A 24,545-nucleotide genomic window follows, 5' to 3' on the forward strand; every position below is an offset into this window, starting at 1 on the left:
GGGAGTTGCTGGCCGTCACGCTCTACAAGAAGGGCGCAAGGTCGGTGGCTTCCGCGATTACGACGCTCTCCACGACTCATGGGAAGGAGGTCCATCATGGCATCCAAGCCGCGTGAACGTGCGCCCAAACAAGCTCCGTCCTCGCCGATGAACTGGCGACCGCGCACAGCGGAGGATTTGATCGGCCAGGCCAAACGTGTGGCGAAGGCGCAGGCGAGCAAAGCCAAGCGCCTCTCCAGTGATCCTTCAGCCACGATGAAGCTCCTCCTCTATGGCCCACCGGGTGTGGGCAAGACCAGCGTTGTCGAGTTGGTCGCACTTCAGTTGGCCGGCACGCCGCTGTCCATCGAGGACTACAATGGACGAGAGGTGACGGTGGACCTCGTGCGTGATTGGATGCGGCAGCTTCCTTATAGCAGCCTATTCGGCGCGTGGTCGGTCAAAATCGTCAATGAACTGGATCGCTGTTCCCGTGAAGCGCAGGACTTGTTGCTCACCTACCTGGACCGATTGCCTCCGGGCCGCGCGTTCCTCGGCACGAGCAACCTGCAGCTCGATCTGCTCACCGAGCGGTTCCAGACGCGGTTCCAAGCCATCAAACTACTGCCACCGACCACGGAGGAGCTGGCGGCGTTCCTGAGCACCCATTGGGCCGTGCCCTCCGTCACCGCTAATCAGATCGCGGTGGGCAGTGGTGGCTGTGTGCGGGCCGCGCTCGCCGATCTCGAATCCTATCTCGACCACCAACCCTCATGAGCCTGTTCACCACCACCCAAATCCCCATCCTTCACGACAGTCCAGGCCCATGGATCATGCATGTGCCCGTGGTGTCCACACGGCACATCCCACCCAGCGAGGCTGAGGCGTTGCTCCGTCTTCGTCCGCTGGAGTGTCGTGCACCAGATGATCCGCCCCTGTTGGCCCACCTGCTTGATGGCGTGGGACATCTGTTCCTCATCGAAGATCTCGATGCCGATGAAATGATGACATTCCCGCACCTGCGGGGCGTGCTCTTGGCCATCAAAGCCCGTGGCTACGCCTATGCGCGCCTCGATGCCGATGGCGAAACCTTTTCGGACCTGCCGCTCTTCGAGTGGTGACCCCAACCCTGAACCCGAACCAACGAACGACCATGAAACACATCCAACGAATGATTGACCAACACGGCGGCTTTGAAGCCGTCCGAACCCGCTACCTCCGCCTCGAGAACCCGCCGTTCATGCGGCTGGTGATCGAGGTCATCGGTGGCCCCTATCTGAACGGTGCCTATGAACTCAGCATCGCGCATTACTCTGAACAGAACGGCGATGCGATGCGCGATCCAGAACTCACGTTCCTCGTGGTGCCTTCGGCAGAGGGCACGACATGGACACCGCTCACCTATGAGAACAGTTATCTCGGAGCCTACCAAGTCGTGGCGGAGGTGAGTCGCGAAGGCTTAATCAAGGTGAAGCAGTCACAGTGGATGAAGGAGCTGCGCAGCTTCGCCAAACAGTGGGACCGTAACATCAAGCAGCAGGGGTTTATTGAGGTGTTCGTGCGCCAATATGGTGTCGCAAACGGTGCGACAACGGAGGGCACGGTGACGAGGCAAGGAGACGGCCCGCAAGGGCAATAACCCTGAACCCAACTACCCATGAGCAAGAAAGACATGATCGAACAACTGCGCCATCGCCTTGCCAGCAACGACCGCTGGGCACTGCGCGCGCTGATACGCATCTACCAGAATCAGACCGCCGACGAACAATGCCGCGAAACCACCATCGAGCGCAACGGCATCGGGTTCACCGGCCCTGATGCAGAAATCCTCACTAGCTTCGCCCGTCAGTATCAGAGGCGCGGCTCCTTGAGCGAACGGCAGATGATCATCCTACGCCGCCGCATCCCAGCCTATGCACGCCAGATCGTGCAAGGCAGCGATACCACGCGTCTTGAGGCAGCTTTTTCCAGCACTGCAAATACGCAAGCTGCGGAGCCACATTCCTGAACTCAAACACCACACCACTGCCATGCCCAATACGACCGACCCTGAAATCGAACTGCCACCCGATGCCGCCATCGCCGATGACCACCGTAACCCGCGCCGCCGCAGGAGAGATCGCGATGAAGAGGAACCGCCCCCTGACGTCGGCCACCTCGTGCAGCCGGAGCCCCGTCATGATCTCGACAAGATGATCCTGCATCCTGAGGTGAAGACTGACATCCATGCCGGTCTGCGAGCGCTAGAGATTCGTGCTGATCTCGACCGCATCTGGAACCTCAGCAGCATCCAGCCTCAACAAGGTCGCTGCATCCTCAACTTCTACGGCCCACCCGGCACCGGCAAGACGCGCGCTGCCCTTGGCATTGCGTTGCGCCTCAGCAAGCCGCTCTACCAAGTGGATTACAGCGCGGTCATATCGAAATACCTCGGTGACACCGCCAAGCACATCAAAGCAGCCTTTGCCGCTGCCCGTGAGCACGACGCGGTACTGTTCTTTGACGAAGCCGACAGCCTACTCTCCAAGCGTGTATCAACCGGCGAGTCCTGCTTCACCAGCATCAACCAGAACCGCAACTGCTTGATGCAGGAGTTGGATCGCTTCGATGGGGTGGTGATCGTCACGACGAACTTGTTCGAGAATTACGACGCCGCGCTGCTCCGCCGTATCCAGCGCCACATCAAGTTCCGCGTTCCAGACGCATCCATGCGCAGGGAGTTGTTCGCCCTTCATCTACCCAACCCAGATCGGGTGACGGCTGATTACGCAGTTCTCTCGGAGCAATCACGCGGCCTCAGTGGTGGGGATATTCTGAATGTATGCGTGAACGCGATTCATGCGGGGAGCACAGATGCGGACCCGGCGAAGTGGATGGTGACTCAGATGATGCTGGAGCATGAAATCGCCAAAGTGAAGAAATCGAAGGCGGAGCACTCAGGGGAGAAGGGGAAGAACCGGAGAATGATTGGGTTTTGTGAAAGGTGATGTGAGCTCGTTTGCAGTCTCTTTCACCACGACGACTCGCGGATGCGTTCGGCGTAGTCATGGGCGCCTTGGTTGCGGAAGGCATCGGGCATGAGTATTCACGCAAGAATCTGCTTCACCACATGCCCGTGCACATCGGTGAGGCGACGATCGACGCCGTTGGTGCGGACGGTGAGTTTTTCGTGGTCGATGCCGAGGAGGTGCAGGATGGTGGCGTGCATGTCGTAGCCGCTGGTGATGTCTTGCGCGGCTTGGTAGCCGATGTCGTCGCTGACGCCATGCGTGATGCCGGGCTTGATGCCTGCGCCCCAGAGCCAGCTCACGAAGCTGCCGCAGTTGTGATCACGACCGAGTGAACCTTGGGAAAAGGGTGTGCGGCCAAACTCGGTGGTCCAGACGACGAGTGTGTCCTCGGCGAGGCCGCGCTGGCGCAGGTCCTGGAGTAGCGCGGCGATGGGCTTGTCGATGCTGGCGGCCATCGGCGGGAGTTGCGTGGGGATGTTGCCATGGTTGTCCCAATTGTTCACCGCACCCTCGGGACCGCTCCACACCTGCACGAAGCGCACACCGCGCTCGATGAGGCGCGTAGCGAGCAGGCAGCGTTTACCGAAGTCGGCGGTAGCTTTGTCGGTGCTGTCCAGGCAGTAGGCTTTGCGAGCGGATTCGGGCTCGCGCATGACATCGAAGGCCTCGGGGGCGCTGAGCTGCATCTTTGCGGCGAGCTCGTAGCCAGCCACGCGGGCGGCGAGGCGTGAATCGCCAGGATGCTGCGCAGTGTGGGCGCGATTCATCTGGTTCAAAAGGGCGAGTCCATCGGCATCGGCACCGCGAGTGGCATAGGCGAACTTGTCGGAAGCAAACAGGTCGGCGATGGGCTGCGGACTGTCGGCCTTGATGACGGTGCCCTGATGCACGGCGGGCAAAAAGCCAGCAGTGAAGCAGCCGCGACCGTTGTAAGGCAGTCCACGCGCATCTGGCAGCACGATGAAGCCGGGAAGGTTGTCACTGAGGCTGCCGAGCGCATACGAGATCCACGCGCCCATGCAAGGAAAGCCGGGCAGAAGGAAGCCGTTGTTGAGCAAGTAGGCGTTCTGGCCGTGGACGTTCGAGCGCCCGGTCATCGCCTGGAGAAAAGCCATCTCATCGACGAGCTTCGCCTGCTCGGGAAAGAGGCTGCTGACCCATTTGCCGCACTGTCCGTGCTGCTTGAACTCGAAGGGGCTTTTCATCAGCGCACCCTGCATGCCCGTCGCGCCCTCGATCTTGGTTTTGGAGCCGAGTTTCTGCCCATCGAGCTTTGTGAGCGCGGGTTTGTAGTCCCAGGTATCCATGGGACTGACGCCGCCATTCATGAAGAGCTGGATGACGCGTTTAACCTTGGCGCGATGATGCATGCCGCCGTTCAGCTCGGGCTTCGACAAGGTGGAACCCACCGCATCGCGTGTGAGCATCTGCGACAAAGCGAGACCTGCGAAGCCGCCACCGAGGCTGTTGAGAAAATCACGTCGGAGGATGGGATGTGGAGTGGTCATGGCATGATGGAGTCTGTGTTCACGCGCTCTCCAAACCTGGAATCCCGCTGCCGCTGCTGCTGCCGAACTTGTCCACTTCCACGCCCATTTGGTGGGCGATTTGCACCCAGAGATTGCAAAGCGGTGGCGGATTCTTTGGGTCGTGGGCGATGTGTTGGCCGTGTTTGAAGCCACCACCGGCGATGAGGATGGGGAGGTTCGTGGCGTCGTGGCTGGAGGCGTTTCCCATGCCGGCTCCGAGCACGCAGGTGGCGTGGTCGAGTAGGCGTGCACCGCTTTGATCAGGCTGCTTCATTTGGCCGAGGAAGCGGCCCCACTCTTTGAAGAGATCGCGCTCTAGCAGGGCGAGTTTTTCGATCTTGTTCGGGTCTTGGCCGTGATGGCTGAGGTCGTGATAGGCGTAGGACTCGGCGGGCTTTGAGGGTGTCTTGGTGGTGCCGATGAAGTAGAGCGTGATGATGCGGGTGAGATCCGTCTGAAAGGCGAGTCGGGAGAGATCGAGCATGAGGCCGAAGATCTTCGTTTTCTCCTCCAAAGATGGGTCTTTGATCACTGGCACGCCGGGATTGGGCTTGGGCTGTGTGGCAAAGGCTTCATTGGCCACCATGCGTTGTTCGAGTTCACGCACGCTGGTGAAGTATTGGTCCAATTTTTCGCGATCTGCTGCTCCGAGGCCGTTTTGCATGCTGCGAGACTGAGTGGCGACTCGGTCGAGGATGCTGCGGCCTTCCTGGATACGTTGCACCTCGGCTTTCACCTCGGCGGGTGTGCCATTGATGAAGAGTCGAGCGAACATTTTCGCCGCGCTGGCCTCCGCAGGCAGTGCGACACCGCTGCGCGAGTAGCTGAAGCTGGAACCCGTGCCGGGCGAAAGCGCTAGCGAGGCATAGCGTGTCTGGCTGCCGATCTTTTCGGCGATGAGCTGATCCAACGAGATGCTGTTGCGGAAGCTCGGTGAGCTGGGGTGAGGTGCGCCGGTGAGGAAGGATTTGTCGGAGTTATGGCCGTCACGCACATCAGGATGATTGAGGCCAGAGATGACGCTGAACTCACGACGATGCTCCTTGATGAGATCGAGATAAGCAGAAGGCGTGTAATCTGCTCCCGCTTCTTTGGGGAAGAAGTTCGGGCCGTGGTAGCTGAAATAATTGCCCACGCAGAGGAAGCGTTTGGGAGCTTTGACTTCAGCCGCCAATGCGGCCTGCATGGCCTCCAGCCAGGGAAGTGCCATAGTGATGCCAGCTCCGCGCAAAAGAGCACGACGGGAGAGATGTTTGCGGGTGGTGATGGTCATGGAAGCGGAGATGGGGAGATGGGGAGATGGGGAGACAATCAGACAGGGAGACAATCAGACAGGGAGACAGGAGGACAGGGAGACAGGAGGAGCGGCGCACTTGATCGGGCAGCTGATAGACCTCCAAGTCCGTGTTCCGCATGATCTTCGTCTTTCGTTCATTCGAGTGTTCTGTTTGTTTCATAGCCTCAAAGTCTGATTGTCTCCCCATCTCATTGTCTCATTGTCTGATTGTCCGCTATTTCCTTAAAAACAGCCGAGATAAAATGACCTCCATGAGCAGCGTGCGCACTCCGAAGTCCTTGGCGCGGGCTTGAGTCACGATGTGTTCGAGCGGCTCACGGTCGGCGAACTGGATGCGGCCGCCGGTGAGGTGGATGGTGAGTTTTTCGGCGAGGCAATGGGCGAGCTGTTCGGGATGGGCGAGCAGCAGTTGTTTGAACTCATCGATGTCTTTGAAGCGGCGTCCATCGGCGAGGGCGTAGCTGGGATCGACCTTGGGCCCGGCGATGTAGAGGCGCTGATCGGTGCCTGGATAGCTGACGAGCTTGTCTTTCGCGGACTCGGGCACGGCGCGGTAGGTGTCGCGCCAGCGTCCGGTGACATCGAAGGACTCGAGGGCAAAGCCAGGTGGATCGAGCTGGGCGTGGCAGCCTGCGCAGGCGCTTTGATTGCGGTGTTTGTCGAGCTGTTCGCGGATGGTCGTGGCACCACGGATGTCTGGCTCGATGGCGCTGACGTTTTTCGGCGGTGGATCAGGGGGTGTGCCAAGGATGCGGTCGAGGATGTAGGCACCACGCACCACGGGTGAGGTGGTGGTGCCATTGGCGCTGACTTTCAAAACGGCTCCCTGAGTGATGAAGCCGCCGCGTCGTGAATCGGCAGGCAGGGCGACTTGCCGGATGTGCTCGCCTTTTACTCCCGGGATGCCGTAGTGCTCGGCGAGGCGTTCATTGAGCATGGCAAAGTCCGAGTGAACGATGTTTCGCACGCTGAGGTCCTTCTTGAGCAGTTCATCGAAGAAGGCGTGGGTTTCCTGCATCATGCAGGCTTGCAGATAGCCTTCAAACTCGGGGTAGAGCTTCGTATCGGGCTGCGTGAAGTCGATGTCGCGGAGGTTCAGCCAACTGGCCAGAAACTGCTGCGTGAAGCGCCGGCCCTTGGGGTCGGTGAGCAGGCGCTCGGTTTGTCTGCGCAGTTCAGCGGGTTCATGAAGTTTGTTTTCTGCGGCGAGGCGCAGCAGTTCAGCATCCGGCGTGCTGCTCCAGAGGCCGTAGCTGAGTCTTGCGGCCAAAGCGTGATCATTCAGCTCTCCAGGCTGCTCTTGGAGAAAAAGGAAGTGTGGCGAACAAAGAGCCAGCTTGTAGGCGGCACGCAGCGCTTCATCAAAGGCGCGGCCTTTGGTGAGTTCTTCACGAAACAGACTGAGATGCTCTTCGAGTTCAGCGGAGGTGATCGTGCGTCGAAATGCCTTGGGCAAAAACGAGCTTAGCAGGCGCCGCGCATCCGCTTCCGTGCCTTTGGTCAGTGGAACATCGCCATAGAGAAGCGTGTGACCGCGTGGTGGCCAGGTTTCGTGCAGAGGTCCTTCGATCTGCACCCACTGCACGGCGGTGGCGTAGCTCTGATTCATGGCGACTTCTCCTGGCAGCTCCGGCACGGCACGGAAAGGCATGATGAAAATGGTGCGCCCAAACGGCATGCGGGCCTCCACGCTGAACTCACGATACTCACTCGGACTCGTCTCAAAGTAGCCCAATGGATCGACCAGGCCGCTGTGATACTTCGTGGTGGTGCCGACCTTCACGATCACATGGCGCTCTGGCGACTTTTTATAGCCGCCGCGAGAATACAAGCTGTCGCGATCAATGATGGCCTTCACTCGAAAGGTGAAGCGATAGCGCTCTCCGGGCACAGGTGGATTCCACGCGACGAGTCCACCATGCGGCACACCTCCGCCCATCGAGCGGATGGCCAGTGTGCCATCCTCTGCACGAGTCCAAACGATGCGCTGAAAGCCGGCACGCCAGTCTTTCCACGTCTCTTCATAGTCGGTGCGGACCTTCGTCGTCTTTGGCTGGGCACCGCGTGCCGTGGCGGCTTGCAGAGCGGCCTCAGCGGCTTCGAGATAGCGCTCCAGATGCGTGGAGGAGAGGTTCAAGGCATCGCCCACATTATCAAAACCCTCTGCCGTGCCGTCCTCGGGCAAGAGGTCACGCAGCGGCTTGTCGATGCCGAGCAGGTCATGCAGCGTGTGCTCATACTCGGTGCGATTCAGCCTGCGGGCCACGACGCGGCCTTCACGGGCTGCCTTTGCCTCAGAGTGCTGCTGCAGCGGTTCATGCACGGTTTTGAGAAAGGACGCCAAGAGGGCAGCTTCAGGCCGCTTTTTGTTTTTTGGAGGCATTTCGCCGCGCTGCACTTTGTCATGCAGCTTGACCCAGAGTTGGAAGTTCGCCGCATCGTCCGGCTTCCATGAGAGGGCGGTCAGATCGAGGTCGCTTTTTTTGGTTTCGGCATCATGACAGTCGATGCAGTGAGTCTCAAATATCGGCTGCAACTGCGCTGACCACTCGGCGGCATGGGCCGGTGCGGCGAGTAGCAGGCAGATGAGCAAAGAATGACGCATGGGCATGGCGAAGGTTAGGGCTTGAGTTTGCGGCAGAGCCGAAAGCCGACGTCTTTATACAGGCTGGTCGGCAGGACGCTGGTGCGGGTGGTGGAGCGCAGGGAGAGAGCCTCATCAGGCCAGCCACCACCGCGAATGACGCGCTTCGTTTCATAGGCAATGCCTTCCGTCCACTCCCACACGCTGCCGCTTTGATCCAGGGTGCCGTAGTGGCTGCGGGCGGCGGGATAACTGCCCACATCAAAGAGATAGATGCTGCCCGGCTTGTAGTAGTCGCTTTGGGAAAACGCGTAGCCATTGCTGACGCCGTTGTTCTTGCCGTCGGTCCAGTAGTAGTTCGCTGCGTTGGTCTGAGCAGCATCCGGTTTGCAACTCACCGGAGGCTCATCACTGCGGGTGGCGTAGCGCCAGTAGCGCCTGGTAGCGGCATCATAGTAGGCGGCTTTATACCATTCATCCTCGCTCGGCAGCCACACGAGGGCCTCAACACTGCGAGGGGCCAAAGCGCGGCCTTTGGTGATGTCGTAGGCTCCGGTTTCGGTTTGCCCGCCATGCATCCAGTTCGCGAAACGCAGCGCATTCGGCAGGCTGATGTTCACGATGGGCTTTTTGTCATTCCCCGCACTGACGGAGTAGCGGTAGCTGCCTTTTTCACCTGTGCGTATGATGCAGCCCTGCTCGCTGCGAATGTCATCCAGCCCTTTCGGCATCGGCGCACCATCCATCTGCGGGATGTAGAGGCCGAGCGTGTCCGTGGCCGCCATGGCATTGAGAAAGGCCGCATACTGCGCACACGTCACTTCATGCTTCATGATCTGAAACTCGTAGGCCACCGCGCCAAAGCCCGATTTATCCGCAGGATTGCCCGGATCACCCACCGTGACCCATTCGGGCTCATCAGCGGACAGTGAGGCTGTGCAGAGCAAAAGCAGTGGGAGGAGGCGATGCATGTCAGAGAAAAGATAAACGCGGTGTCGTGCGATGGGCGCTACGGCCTAGGCATGGCCTTCAGCGCCGTCACCATGCGCTGACCGAGGATGAAGCATCCGGCGGCCTTGATGTGGACGTTGGTGGGGCTTTCAAACTCAAGGTCGTTGGATTTGACGACCGCGAATCGAGGATCAGCCACGGCCAGGCCATCGAGTGCTTGGTTGATGCCTTTGCTGCCTGCATCCAGTTCACGGATGTGCCCGGCGATGATGGGCAAATCAGCGCCGAAGTCGTCACGAAAGCGTGCCAGCAGATGCGTGAGGTTCTTTTGATGCTGCGCCGTGGTTTGTTTCACATCGGACTCGCCCTGATGCCAAAAGAGAGCCTTCACCTTCCACTCGATGCCGAGTGCCTCCACCTGTCGCCGTGCATCAGCGAGGTAGCGGGTGAAGCTGCCATAGATGCCGGCATCGTTTGGCTTTCCAGGCTCTCCGGGCTGCCAGTCGATGAGGTCATTGAGGCTGGAGCCGCAGACGCAGTATTGAATGAAAACGATGTCCCGCTTGGAATGCTGCACCAATGCGGAAGCCAGGCCACCACCGGAGCTTTTGGGATTCACGTTCTCAATGAAGGTGTGTTTCGCCGTGTCAGGCCGCGTGGTGCAGCCCATCCCAAAGTAGTGAATCGTGTGCTCACCCTTGCCTGGCAGTGCCGAGAGATTGCTCAAGCGCCAGCCATTCGACTGGCCAGCAACGATGTAGATGTCCGCAGGCTGTACCTGAGCCGCGGTGATGAATGCCGCGAGAACGAAAAACAGTGCCTTCATGGGTTCAAGGAAGCGGTTCAAAACGGATGTCGTCGAAGTAGCCATGCACGATCTGCTTTTCGTAGCTGTGGACGGACAATTGCAGCGTCTGCTTTTCGGCATCGCCCGCCTTGGTGGTGTAGGTGAGCGCTTCTTTGCCATCCAGCATCACACGCAGGTCCAGCCCCCGCATCTCCAGCACCAGATCATGCCACACGCCTGCGGCGATGGGCATCTCCGCGATCTTCGCAGCGCCGATGAACTTGCGGTTCATCTTGCCTTCCACCTTCAGCTTCTCGGCCTCGGGGCTGCCTTTGGGGTGCAGGATGTCTTCGTCCCAGGCTTTGATCATGGTCTCAGTGATGTGGATGCCGCTCAGATGAAAATTGCGCTCCAGCAGCCGGTTCATCCCGTTGTAACCGACACCCACGAGCCCCTTCGGTGGCAGCTTGAAGCGCAGGCTGACTTTGACATTGGCACCAGCCACACGCCGAGTCAGGCCCGAAGGATGCACGCCAGGCGAGGTGTTGGCTTGCAGCTCTCCGTTGATGATCTGCCACCAGAGCGGACGATCTTCTTTCTTCGCGGAGGTTTTGCCATCGGGATGCCAGCCATAGGCTCCCCAGTTGGCATCAAAAGCCGCTTCGGAATCAAACGACTCCGTCCAGCGGCTGAGGTCGGCTTTGTCCTGGGCGATGGCCGCCGTGGAGAGAAAGAAGAAGGTGAGCAGTCTTTTCATGAGGATGAGAGCGTGAAGTTACTTGGTCTTCGGCGTGGCGATGGTCACTTCATCGATCACAAAAACGCCGCCGTAACCAGCGAGCGCGAAGGCGGCTTTTTCTTCACCGACAAAAGGATGCTCCAGCTCCACGAGCACTTTGTTGTCCTGACGCACGAGCAACTTGTCGCCTTTGCACTCGATGCAGATGCGTCGCCATTCTTTGGCATCCTTCGCCTCAGTCGCGACTGTCACCGGCTTGAAGCTGCTCACATACGGCGGATCGCCTTCCTTCGTCTGCGTGCGATCCACCACGGCAAAGCGATTCGCCGCACCATAGACCGCGTAGCCAAAAGCTGTCTTCTGCCGAAACCCGATGGCGATGGACTGGCAAGCGTGTGGCTTCAGCAAGAACTGCACGTGCACATCCTTCACCGGCGCGGCGAACTTCGTCTCCACCAGCCCGCGAGTCCCTCCGCTCGGCCCATCGACCCGCAGCGCCCCGTCTTCGATCCTCAGCCCCACCTCATCCGCCTTCGCCTCGGACACCCACTTGGTATCCACCACCTCCTTGTCAAAGGCGTCCTTCACCAGAATCGTGCCCGCATCGACCAGCTTGGGTTTCATTTCCTTCGGCTTCTTGTCAGCTGCGTTGGAAAAACCAGCACTGAGGCAAAGCAGCAGAACGATTCGGTGGATGTGTTTCATGGTTAGGATGGATTCAGTTCACAAAGAGAAACTCGTTGCTGTTGATCAGCACACGGCACAGCGCGGCGAGGTTGTTCTTTTTTGCATACGTGGCGAGGTCGCGTAGTTCATCACTCGTCGGATCGCGCAGCAAAATGCGGCGCACGGCTTCTTCGGGCGTGGTGATTTGTTTGCCTAGCTCACCGCTGAAATGGAGCACGAAGCGGTTGTTGTAGAGAGCCAACGATTGCAGCGCGGAGGCGGAAAAGCCACGTGACGGGGCGAGCATGCCGAGATCAGGAAAGTCGAGCGTATCCATGAAGGGATCAGGCACGCCGCGCCACACGAAGCGATAGATGCTGCGGCGGTGCTTCGACAGCGCGGACCAGTCATAGGCGTCGTAGTTCAGCGTGGGCGTGAGCTGCACGGGCGGACCAGTGACGAACTGTCGCACGCTCGGGCCGCCCATCATGAGATCGAGCTGACCGGCGGTGGCGACGACAAAGTCGCGGTAGCTGTCCGCATCGAGTCGCAGGCGGTTCATGCGCCAGAGCAGGCGGTTGTCGCCATCGACTTTCGCCGCGTCTTCGCGGTGCTCGCTGCTTTGACGGTAAGTGGCGCTGGTCACGATGAGGCGGTGCAGATGCTTCAAAGAGCCACCGTGGTCGCGAAGCTCGCACGCGAGCCAGTCGAGCAGTTCGGGATGCGAGGGCGTGCCTCCCATGCGGCCAAAGTCATTCGGTGTGTCGCAGAGGCCACGCCCAAAATGATAATGCCACACGCGATTGGCTATGCTGCGCCAGGTGAGTGGATTCTTCTCATCCGCGAGCCAGTTCGCGAGCGCGGCACGTCTCGCGGCTTCATCGCTGCTTGCGTGAGCCTCGATGAAGCGAGCGGGCAAGGCATGAATCGCGCTCAAAGCACCGCTCACGGTCTGCTTCATCGGTTTGTCGAACTCGCCGCGTTTCAGCACCTGCACGGTCTTCGCCTTCGCATAAGCAGTGGGCGTGCCTTTGCCGACAGCGAGCAGCACATCCGCCTTTTTGCCTGCCGCATAGACCTCCGCAGGAGCGGGCAGTTTCGACAGCTCCTCGCTCGCGATCTGGCGAAGCGCATGAGCGGCCAAGGTGATGCCCTGAACCTCGCTGCGCTTCTCCGCAGGCAGTTTCAGCGCTTCCTGTGCGAGCGCTGGCATGGCGGTGGCGCGTGCGGCGGGCTCGTCAGTGGCAGAGAGCTTGAAGAAGCCGATGAGATGCGATTTGCCCGACAACTGCTTCAGCGAGATCGTCAGCTTTGCGCCTGCTTTCAGTGTGAGCGGCTGCGCCAGCTCAAACACCGCGTGATGCGAAGCTCCCACCGCCGGATGAATGCCCCAACCAGTCGCCGCATTGCCGTCAATGGCCATCGCGGAGGTCCAGCCCTGCTGGTCGAAGTCCGCCGTGGCGCGGGAAAACTTCAGCTTCACCGGTTGGGCGGCTCCGGGGTCGAAAAGCTGTGCCTCGATCTCGCTGAGCGTGAGATTGCCGTTGTCCTGACGCCCTGGACCTTTTTGCGGCAGCGACTCATGCGAGAGCGCATCGAGCCGCAGCGCAGTGATCTTTGCGAGCGGTGCGCTGGCCGTGATGACATATGTGTCTTTGTCCGGCTTCGCTCCGGATGACGAGATCGCCTCGCCATCGCGCTTTAAAGTGGAGCCATCGGTGCTGATGAAGCTCTCATAGGTTAGCGGCGTCCACTTCACCGCCGGGCCTTGTTTCTTCTCCCACTCGCTCACGAGAGCCGCGTTTTCAGCACCGAGCAGCGCGGCCTTATCCTTCGATTCGGCAGCCGCGAGCAGCGATTGCCATCGCTTCCGGGTCTGGGCGATCTGCTTGTCCTCATCAAAGGCCACATTGCCCTCGATCACACCCGCGAAGACGGCTTGCAGCGCGTAGTAGTCCTCCTGAGTGATGGGGTCAAACTTGTGCGCGTGACAGCGGGCACAGTTCGCCGTCGTGCTGGTGAAGGCACCCATCGTCTGCGTCACGAGGTCGTCGCGATCGAGGTAATCAAAGTTCGTCGGCGCGGTCTGATAAGCGCTGTGATCAAAGACACCCGCACCCAGGAAACCAAGCGCCGGGATGAGCTGCGCTTCATCGGGAAACAGCGCATCCGCCGCGATCTGCTCACGAATGAAGCGCGACCACGGTTTATCCGCATTCAGCGAGGCAATGACGTAATCCCGATAGCGCCACGCATGATCGCGCGGCAAATCATGCCCGCAGCCATGCGTCTCGGCGAAATGGATCGTGTCCAGCCAGTGCCGCGCCCAGCGCTCACCATGGCGCGGCGACTCCAGCAAGCGGTCCACCAGTTTTTCATAAGCCTTCGGGTCCGCATCATTCACGAACGCCTCCACTTCCTCAAACGAAGGCGGCAGTCCGTGCAGATCAAAATAGATGCGGCGGATCAACGTGCGCCGATCCGCTTCCGGCGAGGGCATTAGTTTACGCTCTGACAGACGTGCATGAACGAAACGATCCACCGGATGCTCGACGCCCGCGACTTCCGGCACCTTCGGCACCACCAGCGGCTTCAGCGACCACCAATCCAGCTCGCTCGGACGTTTCTTATCCTGCACCCGCGGATCAGACGCACCGCTCCTCACCCACTCCTCCAGCAGAGCGATCTCTGACGCAGGCAGTTTTTCCTTCGGTGGCATTTGATGCTCCTCATCACTCCAGCGCACCATCTTGATGAGCAAACTCTCCTCCGGCTTGCCCACGACAATCGCAGGACCCGAGTCGCCGCCTTGTTCCCACCCTGATCGGGAATCGAGCGTGAGGCCGCCCTTCATCTTCTTCTCATGCGAATGGCACTCAAAGCATCGTTGTTTCAAGATCGGTTCGATTTTCGAGGCGAAGAACTCATCCGCGAAAACCGCTGAGAAGCCTCCAAATACCCATAAGGCCAAAAACGCCCGTTTCATGCTTGCAGCCTCCTTTCGATCTCCCGCGCCGCCTTCATCACCTCAACGCCCACTTTGGCAAAAGTGCTCTTCGGCATCCGTCCGGCTACAGCGGAAGCCCAAACGACCGCCAGCAGATGATTCGGCCGGTCAAACACCGGCGCGGCCACGCAATGAATGCCCTCGTCCGCCTCGCCCCAATCGGTTCCGTAGCCCAGCTTCACCACCCGCTCGCATTCAAGTCGGAGCGCCTCCTTGGTCGTGATCGTGCGGCCCGTGAAGCGGGCCAGTTTCAGCCGCTGAATCGCCTTCTCGCGTGCTTTCGGATGCTGAAAAGCCAACAGCACCTTGCCCGGCGCATTGTTGTGCAGCGGAAAGCGCAGTCCGATCTCCACACAGATGCGCACCGCCTGCGTGCTCTCCACCTGCTCGATGATCACACCCTCGTCCCCGATGGGAATGCCAAGCTGCACCGTCTCACCCACTGCATCCCGCAGCGTCCGCATCGGCTCCAGCGCACATTCCACAAGGCTCGCGCGACCCACACGCGGATGCCCAAGACGGAGCAGCTTGCCCGTGAGGCGGATGATCATCGTCGCCTCATCCCGCTCCACATAACCGCGCACCATCAAGGTCTGCACTAGCCGCGAGGTCGAGTTCTTCGGACTGCCAATGACCCGACTGATCTCCGACAAACTCATCCCCTCCGGCCTCCCATCCAGCGCCTCCAGGACGGCCAGCCCCCGGTCCAGCGCCGGAGCTTCAATGCTGGCACCCTTCGCGTCTTTGGAACGCGATTGTGCCGTATTTGGAACGTGTTCTATGGGTGTCACGGACCGAATACCCGTCACGGCGGAATTTCTTGCGGAAAAGATCACTTATTTTCCCGCGCCAGCACATGCACACCGGGGATCGTGTCGCCACCCTCAATACGGCTGATCGTGTCGCGCGAGACACCGCACTTCATCCACAGCGCACACATGCTCAGGCCACAGCCTTCACGAAGTTCCTGCAAGCGCCTCGGCCACCGCTCGCGGATGCGTTCGGCATACTCGTGGGCGTCGTGGTTGTCCGGCGCGGTGGGATTGGTGGTTCATCCCCAGAGTTCGTTGAACATGAGCTGCTTCTCGGTCGCGTTCAGCGGGGAGCGGGCGACGGCGTTCCAGGCTGTGTTGATGTCTTGCCGTGCCCAGCTTTGGGCGATGAGGGTGGCCAGTTTCATGCGTTTGTTTTCACAAGGGATGCATGGAAGCAAGGCGAGCGCGGAAGCGGGGTCTTTGGGGAGATGACGATAGATGTCTTGTTCGACCGTCGGATCATTCGTGCCTGTCGCTTGATGCAAACTGGTTTGCGGGGATGAATGCGCGGGCATGTCAATGGGCTGCAAACTGCAATCGCAGTTGGGCCTGTTTTCGCAGGGCGGCGTTGAGCCAGAGCGTGCGGCCATCCCAGGCGTAGTCGGTAGCGGCGAGTTCGCGTCCGTTCAGTTCCACGCGTGAGAGTGTCTTCGGGGCGTTTTGAAGCTCGAAGACGGGATGCACGCAGGGCGTGGTCGGGGTGATCGTGATCGAGACGATGGGCTTCTCGACGTTGAGCAGCGTGGCGCGGCGTTCGGTGTTGTAGGACGGGCTTTGCAAGCGTGCGCCTTCGGCCTGGATCTGCGGCGGCGTCGCGAAGCTGCGGGACCACTCCAGCAGGCGGGCGTCGGCGGCGTCGCTCAGGCCGATGAGCCAGGCCCATTTTTCGACCTGCATCTTGCGTTTGACGCCGAGGGCATCGGGCATTTCGGCGATGCAGCTTTCCAAGGGCTGCGGGCGGCGGTGGCCCCAGGACATCATGGCGCTGTGCGCGGGGGTCATCGAGGCGAGGTCGTCGATGTTGATGCCGGTGGGCTTGCGCCGGGCGAGTGGGAGGTGATTGCCCCAGTAGAACGGCGTGACCATTTGACCCTGGCTGTAGAAGGGACGGTAGGCGGTGGAGGGAAGGCGCTTCCAACCGGGGTTGAAGTAGATCGCCGCGAGCGATTCGTGCGTGCCAAAGCGGATGCGGTAGAGCGGCGGGAGTTCGCCGGAGAGCAGCTTTTCGTAATCGCGCTCCTGGTCGAGGATGGGGAACTTCAGCTCGCGCTTCGTGCCATCGCGGAAGAGGACGTCCACGAGGTTTTCCGGCAGCACGCGGAGCGGATAGGCGGCGGGCGGGGTGAGGATGAGCAGTTCCTCGATCTCGTATTCGGCCTTGGGTTCGCTTTGCAACGTGACGGTGCGTGAGCCGAAGCCATCGGGATAGAAATAGAAATCCTCCGTCGCGGTTTCGCCCCAGACCTTGTAGTTGAGATCGCAGGGCTGCGCGGTCCAGCGGACGTGGACGCGGGCGGCGGTGGACTCGATGATCTCGACGCGGCTGCGGCGCAACTCCTTGTCGGAAGCGGCGTCGATGCAGTCGAGGCCGTCCGCTCTGCGCGGCGCTTCGGCGAACTCGAAGTTCAGCGCGGTGTTGTGTTTTCCGGCCCAGAAGGGTGTGTAGGCCGCGCCGCGCCAGAAGACAAAGCGCGAGCCGTTCGGCAACGCGACGACGACATCCTTGCGCTCCGGCGCCCAGGCTTTGTCATAAGGCATCTCGGTCACCTCGTCCGGGCCGGAATAGGAGAGGAGCGGGTAGTCGTAGCGCAGCCTGGTCTCGATGGCCCCGAAGGCGGGCAGCTTCGGCGTATCCTGCACGAGCATGGTCGTGATGGTCTTGTGCCAGAGTTCACGGCCCTGAGCATCACGGATCGTCACATGCAGCGTGTCGCGATCCTTCGTGAAGGCTGGAGGCGGCAGAGAGAGTTTCAGCTCAGCACGGACGCCCTTGGGCAACTCCACCGTGGCTTTGGTCGGCCGATCCGGCGAAGATTCGAACCACGCGAGCACCTCTGCGCCGCGAAGCTTCTCCTTGCTGGAAAACGCGGCGAGGGTCACGCGAGCCTGCTGCTTCGGACCAAGCACCAGCCAATCTGCAGGCGGCAAAATCGCACCGAGATCGACGGGATTGATCACTGGATCAGCTGCAGCTTCCGCGTCCGCCTCGAAAGCCGGGCGCTCGACCTTCCAGCGGGCTCGCTCGATGGCCTTGCCGTCCTTGTCTTTGGTGAGCAGCACCAGTTCCTCCGGCGCGGGCGAGGTGGCGAAGGTCACGCGTGCGGTGAAGGGAGAGTTACCGGACACATTGAGCGCTTTGCGGTCGACCTCCTTGCCCTCGCGATACGCCGCGAGCCAGTGTTCCGGGGCTGGTCGAGTGTCGCTGGCGAACTGCACAATCACCGGAGTCAGGCCGACACGCTCCACGCCGAAGGGCGGACGCCAGCGATGCCCCGGATCGAATTGAAAGCTCGTCGCGGAGGTCACTGCCTCGCCTTGCCCGGCCACGCTGCCGGGATGCTCGAAGAGATGGCGGATGTCCCCGGCTTTCAGCACCTCGTCGTAGATTTGCAGTTCATCCAGCAGCCCGCGCAGGTGTGAGCGAACATAGCGCCACGTGTCGCCATCGGCTCGGCAGCCGATCCGCAGCACGCTGTCCGGCGCATCGGGCTTCAGCGTGAAATCACCGCCCCGGAACGTGCCTTTGTCCGCCGGAGTCTTGCCCTGGCCGTCCACGTAGAGGGTGAAATGCGGAGCCTCCGCCGCGCGATACGTCACCGCGATGTGATGCCATCCTCCGTCGTTCGGCACGAGGCCGTTCGAGGCGCGGTAGTTCGTGATCCACTCGCCCTGGCCCTCGCCATGCACTTGCAGGCCCTCGATACCGAAGACGCCGAAGAACTTGTCGGGCGCAGCGGTCAGGTCCGCCCGACCTTTGAAGAGCACCGGCATCTCCGCGTAGTAGTTCCCCACGTTGACCCAGGTCGCGATGGTGAAGTCGCGGCTGAAATCAATCGCCGAAGGATTTGCCAGCTCGATGCCTGCGTTGACCTTTTCGATCACCACCGCGTTGCCGACGCGTCCGGGAGCAAAGGAAGGCGCGAGCTTCGGATCGACCGGGCGGCCATCGTGTTGACCGGTGACGTCCTTCAGGTCCCCGTCGAAGCGGAAATGCGCGACGAGGTCCGCGTGGGCCGGGGACAATGAGCCGAGCAGCAGGGCGGTGAGGAGTGTGAGGGTTGGTTTCATGGGTCTTTCAAGTGCGAGAGTTGTCATTTGTCGGATGTCGCAGGTTGGGGAGTCGGCGAGGGCCCGACATCTTCCCAGAGCGTGTGCAAAGGGACGAACGCATCGGCCTTGGATTGGCTGGCACCGGCCTCCTGACGCAACTCGACCTTGTTGAATTCTCCTGCCTTCGTGCCGGAAAAGGGCGCTCGGGGGATTGTAAGCACCATTCGGGCAAAGGCCGGTGGGATGACCGCCACGGGAGCCTCCCGCCTTACCATGCCCTCGACATCAAACAGCCCCATGGAAGCCAGAACATACCAGGCACCCAATTGACCTAGATCCTCATCCTGACCGAGCCCGTAGCCATGCACTGGAGTGGTGCCGTAAAAGCGCTCGCAGATGGAGCGCACATACTGCCGGCTCAAGTCAGGCCGCCCGGCAAAATGAAACAACCACGCCGTGTGCAAGCCGGGCTGGTTGCCATGGTTGTAGGGCAGAGAAAGCCCCGCCGTATTCTTGACCTCGGCGGGGCCAAAGGCTGTCTTCTCGGCCTGTGCCATCGTCTGGGTCAACTCGCTCAAGAACACCTCGGGGGTGAATTGCCCCACCAAAGCCGGGATGTTGTGCGGCACGAACCAGCGGTATTGGAGCGCCGTTCCCTCGATGAAGGAGTAGCCGCCGTTCGGATCAAACGGAGTGTGAAAGCTGCCATCAAAACGCCGGGGACGAAAACAGCGCGTCTCTTCATCCCAGAGCTTCCGCCAGGCATCCGAACGCTGCGTTAGAAAGTCAGCATCCGACTTCTTACCAAACTGGGTGGCCAGTTGCGCGGCGCACCAGTCCTCGAAAGCATACTCCAGCGTGTAACCCGAAGGCCCGTATCCTCCATCGTCACAAGGCGCATAGCCGAGAAGTGAATAACCCGCCAGCGCTTCCTGTCCGGTGTAGCGGGGCCGCCCACGCCATTGCGTCTGGTTTTTCCAGACCGCATTCCATAGTTCCTCACGATCAAAGGCCGAGGGATTTCTGGCATAAGCCGCTGCCAGAAACAGTGACGCCTGATTGGACAGCATCCCGGGTGCGCGCCGGTTCACCACAAAACCATCTGGCAGCCACCCGCTCTCCCGATAGGAGGCGAGCAGATGTTTCGCGAATGCGGTCATCTGCTCCGGGTAAAGCAGTGACCACACTTGATTCAGATTCCAAAAACTGCCCCACAAAGCATCCGAGTTGTATCGGGCATATTCAGGCTGACCGTTCACCAAGGGAATCTGACCGCGGCGTCCCGTGGCGTCGGAGTAAGCGCCGTCTGCGTCACTGTTCACCCCACGTCCCAGCAGAACGTGCCACAAGGCGGTGTAAAACTTGACCTTGGCCGGCTCAGCCTCCGGACGTTCATCCTCGATCCTCACACGGCCGAGCAGGCTGTTCCACTCGCTGCGGGTGGCAGCGCGGATTTGGTCAAACGTCTTGCCCTCGGTCTCGGTCACCAGATTCTTCTTTGCTCCGTCAAAGTCCACATGGGAGATGCCCACGCGCGCCTCGACCACCGCCTCCTCGCGCGTGTCGAACTCCACATAGTAGCCCGCGCCGAACCCGGTAATCACCTCACGCCCTGGAAACGTCTTGGCGTCCCGATACGCACCGTGAGTCTTGAACGGGCGGTTGAAGCGAATCTCCGCGTAGATCTCGAAAGGAGCCTCCGCATAAGAAGGCGCGATGGTGCAACTGGCCCGCACGGTGCGGTCGTCCACGCGCTCGATCATCGCCGCGCGCAAGCCGCCGCTGAATCGGTCATGCTGCTGAAAAACGCCTCCCTCGCCGAGCAGATGCCCGACATCCATCAGCACCCTCGCGGCGTCAGTTTTCGGAAAGGTGTAGCGATGGTAGCCGACACGCGTGCTCGCCGTGAGTTCGACGGAGACGTCATGCTTGTCCAGGTGGACCCGATACTAGCCCGGCTCGGCGCGTTCACTGGACTTCGAGAACCGGGAGCGCCACCCGCTTTTGTCCTGCCCATCAGCGCCCGGCACCGTCACCAGCGGCCCGGTGGTTGGCATGAGCAGAATGCCGCCCACTTGAAAATCATGGAGATGACTGAATCCCAAGATCGAAGTATCCGAGAAACGATAACCCGACGTGTGCCCACCACCCGCATAACCGCCGAAGCCCGTCGTGTCCGGCGCGAGCTTGACGAGACCAAACGGCGCGGCCGCCGGAGTGAAGAAAAACCAGCGCGCTGATTGCGTGCCGATGAATGGGTCGACCCAATCCACCGGGTCGCCACCGCGCGGCGGCTGGCCGGACGCAGGGCCGGTCTCGGCAGCTTGGAGTGTCGTCAGCGGCGCGAGCAGCAGGGAGGTGAGGAGGGTGAGGGTGTGGTTCATCGTTGGCGTGATCATCGTGAGTCCTTGGGGAGCAACGGAAGCAAGGCCTCGGCGAAGCGTTGACCAAGCCCTTGCTGTCCAGCGGTGTCGTAGTGGACCTGATCCTTGGCTTTGGTCAGGCCGTCGGTGCTGATGCAAATGGTGAGCGGGTCTTTGGCCGGAAAGGCACGCTGAGTGGCGCGGACTTCATCCACGCTGGGAAAGGGCGAGACGGGGGTGACTTTGGCGGGATTGATCTCCGCAATGACGGCCTTCATCTGCGGCGCATCGAGATCGCGACGGAGCGAGGCGATGAGGTTCGTGAGGTGCTGCTCGTAGTCTTTTGCCAACTCGGGCACACGGGCATCGGACTCGCCCTGCATCCAGAGGAGGGCAGCGGGTTTGACGCCACCGTCGGGAAAAGCCTTCTTCCATGCCGCGATGAGCTGCGCGTAGGCGTGGCCGACACGTTGATCGTGGCTGAGCTTCAAGCGATCGATGCGAGCCTGATCCAGCTCCGGCTGCCAAGCGAGCTGTGACGTGCCGCCGTGCGCGGCCTTGAAGAGCACGATCTGGCGTCCAGGCATGGCCCGCGACAGCGCATGAGCCAGCGTGACCTCCGGGCCGATGCTACCCTTGGCGAGCGCCTGCGTGCGGCCCCAATGGATGAGCGTGACATTCGCAGGCGGCGTGCGCCATTCCTCAGAAAGCTCTCCAGCCTTTCCATAACCTGCCATGTTCGACTGACCGGAAAGTATGAGCACAAGGGGCGGCTCGGCGGTATGGAGTGCTGCCAGTGAAGCGAGGAGCAGAGCGGTGAGAAGGATTAGGGTTTTCATGATCTTAGCGAATCCAGATGCCTTTCCCCGTGCCGCCCTTGGGCGTCGTTTTGGGGTAGTCGGGGTTCGGTTTTTGCTCGATGACCTTCACGACTTGTTCGATGGGCAGGTCGGTTTCCGAGTCACTAAGACGAACGCCCGTAACGCTGACGTTGCGCACGGCGCAGTCGAGGTCGGGGGAGAAGATTTCGGTCCAGCGGGAGGGATCAGTGCCGGGCGCGCCTTTGTAGGTCATGGACTTCGGGCCGAGTTCGATGAAATGGTAGCCTGCAGGCGGTGGAAAGAGCAGCTTCACATCTCGGATGGTGAGGCCGTCGGTGTTGGCGTGAACCTGAATGCTGCCGGGGCGGTGGAAGGTGAGGTTTTCGAACACGATGTTCCGCAGCGTGCCGATGCTAGCGCTGAAGTCCTTGTCGCGCCCGGCTTCGAGGTTGGGCTGATCATAGAGCTTGAAGTCGCGGATGTCGGTGATATCGCGCATCGTGATGTCGTGGATGGGGCAGTCGAGCGTGGTGCCATCGCTGAAGCGTTTCACGCCAGGGAGAAGGCGGATGGCATCCGTGCTGCGTTTGCCTTCAGGAGCGCCGGTGATGTGCTCGATGGTGAGATGATGGATGGGGCCAAAGCTCGCGCTGTATTGCCTCCAATCCCAGGCGGTGAGCGAAACGGGATCGTCATGGGAATCGCCGCTGACGTTGCGGATGACGCCATCGCTCGCGGGGCCATCGACATGCACGCCATCGCGCCCGTGGCGATCGAGCGTGAGGCCATCGATGGTGAAGTCGCGGATGTTGCCGAGATGAATGGCGAAGGGCTTGCTCTGGCGCACGGTGACGTTGCGCACGCTCACCTTGCGGACGTTGTGAAGCAGGATGACGCCGTGGGTGCCGGTCACGGGCTTGAGCTTCGAGGAATAGCCGCGTTGGTTGCCGTGGTTGTCTTTGGCACCGTTCGCCAGGGTGGTCCAGATGCCGCCTTCGATGGTGATGTCGGAGTCCGGCTGCGTGTCTTCGGGCACAGGTTTGTCCGCAAAGCCGACGATGTTTTCATTCCGCACCATGCAGGTGTTTGTGCCCGGTTTGAGGCGAATCTCGGCGTCAGCATCGGCGGTGAGTTTTTGGCCGGATTTGAGGACGATGGGGCCGTCGAGGTAGTAAGGCTGCTCTCGCGCCGGAATGTGCAGTTTTCCATCCGCATCCAGATCGGCCTGAAATGCCTGCGTCCACACCTGGGCGGTGACGGTGCGAATCTCCGCCGCGCCTGAGACGTTGGGCCACTGCTCGGTCCAGGTCGCTGTGCGCACGACGGCATCGTCAACCTCTGCGGCGTGAATCCATGGGCCAGGTGCCAGCAGAGTGGCAAGAACGAGGAAACACTTCGTCATCAGGATGGGGGAACTCGAAATCAGGCTCACGTTGTCTCCAGTCCCGCGAGGGTCTCCTTGTTGCTGGTGCCGAACTTGCCGACATCCATGCCCATTTGCTGGAGCATTTGCACCCAAAGGTTGCTGAGGGGTGGCGGACTCTTCACGTCGTGGGCGATGTGCTGGCCGTGTTTGAATCGGCCGCCGGCGAGGAGAATGGGAAGGTTGGTGGAGTCGTGGCTGGAGGCGTTGCCCATGCCGGCACCGAAGACGCTCATGGTGTTGTCGAGCAGTCGTGAAGTGCCATCGCGTGAGTCTTTCATGCGCTGGATGAAGCCGCCCCATTCGAGCAGGAGGTCGCGTTCGAGGGTGGCGAGTTGGTTGAGCTTGCCGGCATCCTGGCCGTGATGACTGAGGTCGTGGTAGGCAAAACTGGTGCCCGGCTTGGACGGTGTCTTGCTGGTGCCGACGTAATACAGCGTGACGATGCGCGTGAGGTCGGTCTGCACAGCGAGGCGGGCGACTTCGAGCATGAGGCCGAAGCGCGTGGTGTCTTCGCCGGGGCCCGGGTCTTTGATGACGGGCACGCCGGGCTTGGGTTTGGGCTGCTTGGCGAAGTTTTCCGAGCGCACCAGGCGCTGCTCCAGTTCGCGAACGCTGGTGAAGTATTGGTCGAGCTTGTCGCGGTCGCCGGCGCTGACATCGCGCTGCAATCGCTTCGCAGCCCCGGCCACGCGGTCGAGGATGGACTGCCCTTCCTGGACGCGCGCCACTTCCTCCGCGACCTCGGCGGGCGTGCCGTCGATGAAGAGTTTTGCAAAGGCACGGGCGGCGCTGGTTTCCGGCGGGATGGCCACGCCGCTGCGCGTGTAGCTGCAACTGTAGGCACCGCTGGTGGAAAAATTCAGCGAAGCGTAGCGCGTGTCGCGACCGATTTGGTCGGCGGCGAGTTGGTCGAGCGAGACGGTGTTTTTGAACGAAGGCGAGCCTGGATGCGGCGCACCGGTAAAGAAGGATTTGTCGGAGGAATGCCCGTCACGCACTTCGGGATGATTGAGGCCGGAGATGATCGTGAATTCCTTCCGGTGCGGCTGCAATCCCTGGAGATAGGGCGTCGCGATGTAATTGGTGCCCGCTTCCTTCGGAAACAGGTTCGGGGCGTGGAAGCTGAAGTAATTCAAGATGCCGATGAAGCGCATGGGCGGCTTCGGGTCCGCGGCGAAGGCTGCCGACATGGCATCCAGCCACGGCAGGGCGAGCGTGATGCCAGTGCCCTTGAGCATCGCACGGCGGGAGAGGGAGCGCTGGGTGGTGAAGTTGACGTTTTTCATGGTGGTTGCTTGAT

At 60.8% G+C, this 24,545-nt stretch carries 20 protein-coding genes and 1 pseudogene; 5 read left to right on the plus strand and 16 right to left on the minus strand.

Annotation, left to right across the window (positions count from 1 at the left end; all coding sequences use genetic code 11):
- Nucleotides 1–147 precede the first annotated feature (147 nt).
- Genes AC6FTP_RS16870 through AC6FTP_RS16890 form a run of 5 tightly spaced genes read left to right on the plus strand, consistent with a single transcriptional unit; the run spans nucleotide 148 to nucleotide 2,966 of the window.
- The gene (locus tag AC6FTP_RS16870; RefSeq protein WP_497208090.1) at nucleotides 148–756 is read left to right on the plus strand and encodes an ATP-binding protein; all 609 of its coding nucleotides are present in this window, start codon (nucleotides 148–150) and stop codon (nucleotides 754–756) included.
- Entirely contained in the window at nucleotides 753–1,100 is a 348-nt protein-coding gene (locus tag AC6FTP_RS16875) for a DUF5983 family protein (protein ID WP_497208091.1), read from the plus strand. Before AC6FTP_RS16870 ends, AC6FTP_RS16875 begins: the two co-directional genes overlap by 4 nt.
- Nucleotides 1,101–1,132: 32 nt before the next feature.
- Complete coding sequence (locus tag AC6FTP_RS16880) at nucleotides 1,133–1,618, plus strand: DUF6908 domain-containing protein (RefSeq protein ID WP_497208092.1); 486 nt, start codon at nucleotides 1,133–1,135, stop codon at nucleotides 1,616–1,618.
- 18 nt (nucleotides 1,619–1,636) lie between these two features.
- A complete protein-coding gene (locus tag AC6FTP_RS16885; RefSeq protein ID WP_497208093.1) occupies nucleotides 1,637–1,987 on the plus strand; it encodes a hypothetical protein in 351 nt (116 codons plus the stop codon).
- Between the two features lie 22 nt (nucleotides 1,988–2,009).
- Entirely contained in the window at nucleotides 2,010–2,966 is a 957-nt protein-coding gene (locus AC6FTP_RS16890) for an ATP-binding protein (RefSeq protein WP_497208094.1), read from the plus strand.
- A 98-nt stretch (nucleotides 2,967–3,064) separates the two neighbouring features.
- Here the strand turns inward: AC6FTP_RS16890 and AC6FTP_RS16895 are convergent, their stop codons facing one another.
- The 16 genes and pseudogenes from AC6FTP_RS16895 to AC6FTP_RS16970 all read right to left on the minus strand — a co-directional run.
- Nucleotides 3,065–4,498, minus strand: a complete 1,434-nt coding sequence (locus AC6FTP_RS16895) for a DUF1501 domain-containing protein (protein ID WP_497208095.1) — start codon at nucleotides 4,496–4,498, stop codon at nucleotides 3,065–3,067.
- Nucleotides 4,499–4,517: 19 nt separating this feature from the next.
- Nucleotides 4,518–5,792 carry a DUF1552 domain-containing protein gene (locus AC6FTP_RS16900; RefSeq protein ID WP_497208096.1) on the minus strand — a complete coding sequence of 425 codons (1,275 nt, stop codon included), beginning with the start codon at nucleotides 5,790–5,792 and terminating at the stop codon, nucleotides 4,518–4,520.
- Nucleotides 5,793–6,030: 238 nt separating this feature from the next.
- Nucleotides 6,031–8,421, minus strand: a complete 2,391-nt coding sequence (locus AC6FTP_RS16905; protein WP_497208097.1) for a DUF1592 domain-containing protein — start codon at nucleotides 8,419–8,421, stop codon at nucleotides 6,031–6,033.
- A gap of 14 nt (nucleotides 8,422–8,435) precedes the next feature.
- Nucleotides 8,436–9,371 carry a formylglycine-generating enzyme family protein gene (locus AC6FTP_RS16910; protein ID WP_497208098.1) on the minus strand — a complete coding sequence of 312 codons (936 nt, stop codon included), beginning with the start codon at nucleotides 9,369–9,371 and terminating at the stop codon, nucleotides 8,436–8,438.
- 38 nt (nucleotides 9,372–9,409) lie between these two features.
- A complete protein-coding gene (locus AC6FTP_RS16915; RefSeq protein WP_497208099.1) occupies nucleotides 9,410–10,177 on the minus strand; it encodes a sialate O-acetylesterase in 768 nt (255 codons plus the stop codon).
- 4 nt (nucleotides 10,178–10,181) lie between these two features.
- Nucleotides 10,182–10,895, minus strand: coding sequence for a hypothetical protein (locus tag AC6FTP_RS16920; protein ID WP_497208100.1), 714 nt, complete (start codon nucleotides 10,893–10,895; stop codon nucleotides 10,182–10,184).
- An 18-nt stretch (nucleotides 10,896–10,913) separates the two neighbouring features.
- Nucleotides 10,914–11,582 (minus strand): hypothetical protein, encoded by a 669-nt coding sequence (locus tag AC6FTP_RS16925; RefSeq protein WP_497208101.1) that lies wholly within the window; start codon nucleotides 11,580–11,582, stop codon nucleotides 10,914–10,916.
- 13 nt (nucleotides 11,583–11,595) lie between these two features.
- Entirely contained in the window at nucleotides 11,596–14,439 is a 2,844-nt protein-coding gene (locus AC6FTP_RS16930) for a PSD1 and planctomycete cytochrome C domain-containing protein (RefSeq protein ID WP_497208102.1), read from the minus strand.
- 86 nt (nucleotides 14,440–14,525) lie between these two features.
- Nucleotides 14,526–15,341 carry an IclR family transcriptional regulator gene (locus tag AC6FTP_RS16935; RefSeq protein WP_497208103.1) on the minus strand — a complete coding sequence of 272 codons (816 nt, stop codon included), beginning with the start codon at nucleotides 15,339–15,341 and terminating at the stop codon, nucleotides 14,526–14,528.
- Nucleotides 15,342–15,382: 41 nt separating this feature from the next.
- On the minus strand, nucleotides 15,383–15,523 hold the full coding sequence (locus AC6FTP_RS16940; RefSeq protein ID WP_497208104.1) for a helix-turn-helix domain-containing protein: 141 nt from the start codon (nucleotides 15,521–15,523) through the stop codon (nucleotides 15,383–15,385).
- A gap of 78 nt (nucleotides 15,524–15,601) precedes the next feature.
- Entirely contained in the window at nucleotides 15,602–15,730 is a 129-nt protein-coding gene (locus AC6FTP_RS16945) for a hypothetical protein (protein ID WP_497208105.1), read from the minus strand.
- Nucleotides 15,731–15,881: 151 nt separating this feature from the next.
- Complete coding sequence (locus tag AC6FTP_RS16950) at nucleotides 15,882–18,653, minus strand: LamG domain-containing protein (RefSeq protein WP_497208106.1); 2,772 nt, start codon at nucleotides 18,651–18,653, stop codon at nucleotides 15,882–15,884.
- A gap of 23 nt (nucleotides 18,654–18,676) precedes the next feature.
- Nucleotides 18,677–21,034, minus strand: a pseudogene (locus tag AC6FTP_RS16955) (GH92 family glycosyl hydrolase).
- Nucleotides 21,031–21,837 (minus strand): sialate O-acetylesterase, encoded by an 807-nt coding sequence (locus AC6FTP_RS16960; RefSeq protein WP_497208107.1) that lies wholly within the window; start codon nucleotides 21,835–21,837, stop codon nucleotides 21,031–21,033. Before AC6FTP_RS16960 ends, AC6FTP_RS16955 begins: the two are co-directional and overlap by 4 nt.
- A 4-nt stretch (nucleotides 21,838–21,841) precedes the next feature.
- A complete protein-coding gene (locus tag AC6FTP_RS16965) occupies nucleotides 21,842–23,221 on the minus strand; it encodes a glycoside hydrolase family protein (protein ID WP_497208108.1) in 1,380 nt (459 codons plus the stop codon).
- 26 nt (nucleotides 23,222–23,247) lie between these two features.
- Nucleotides 23,248–24,545: DUF1552 domain-containing protein (locus AC6FTP_RS16970; RefSeq protein WP_497208109.1), on the minus strand; the 1,298-nt coding region annotated here is incomplete at its 5' end.

This window comes from Prosthecobacter sp. (assembly GCF_044378005.1).
Lineage (GTDB): Bacteria > Verrucomicrobiota > Verrucomicrobiia > Verrucomicrobiales > Verrucomicrobiaceae > Prosthecobacter.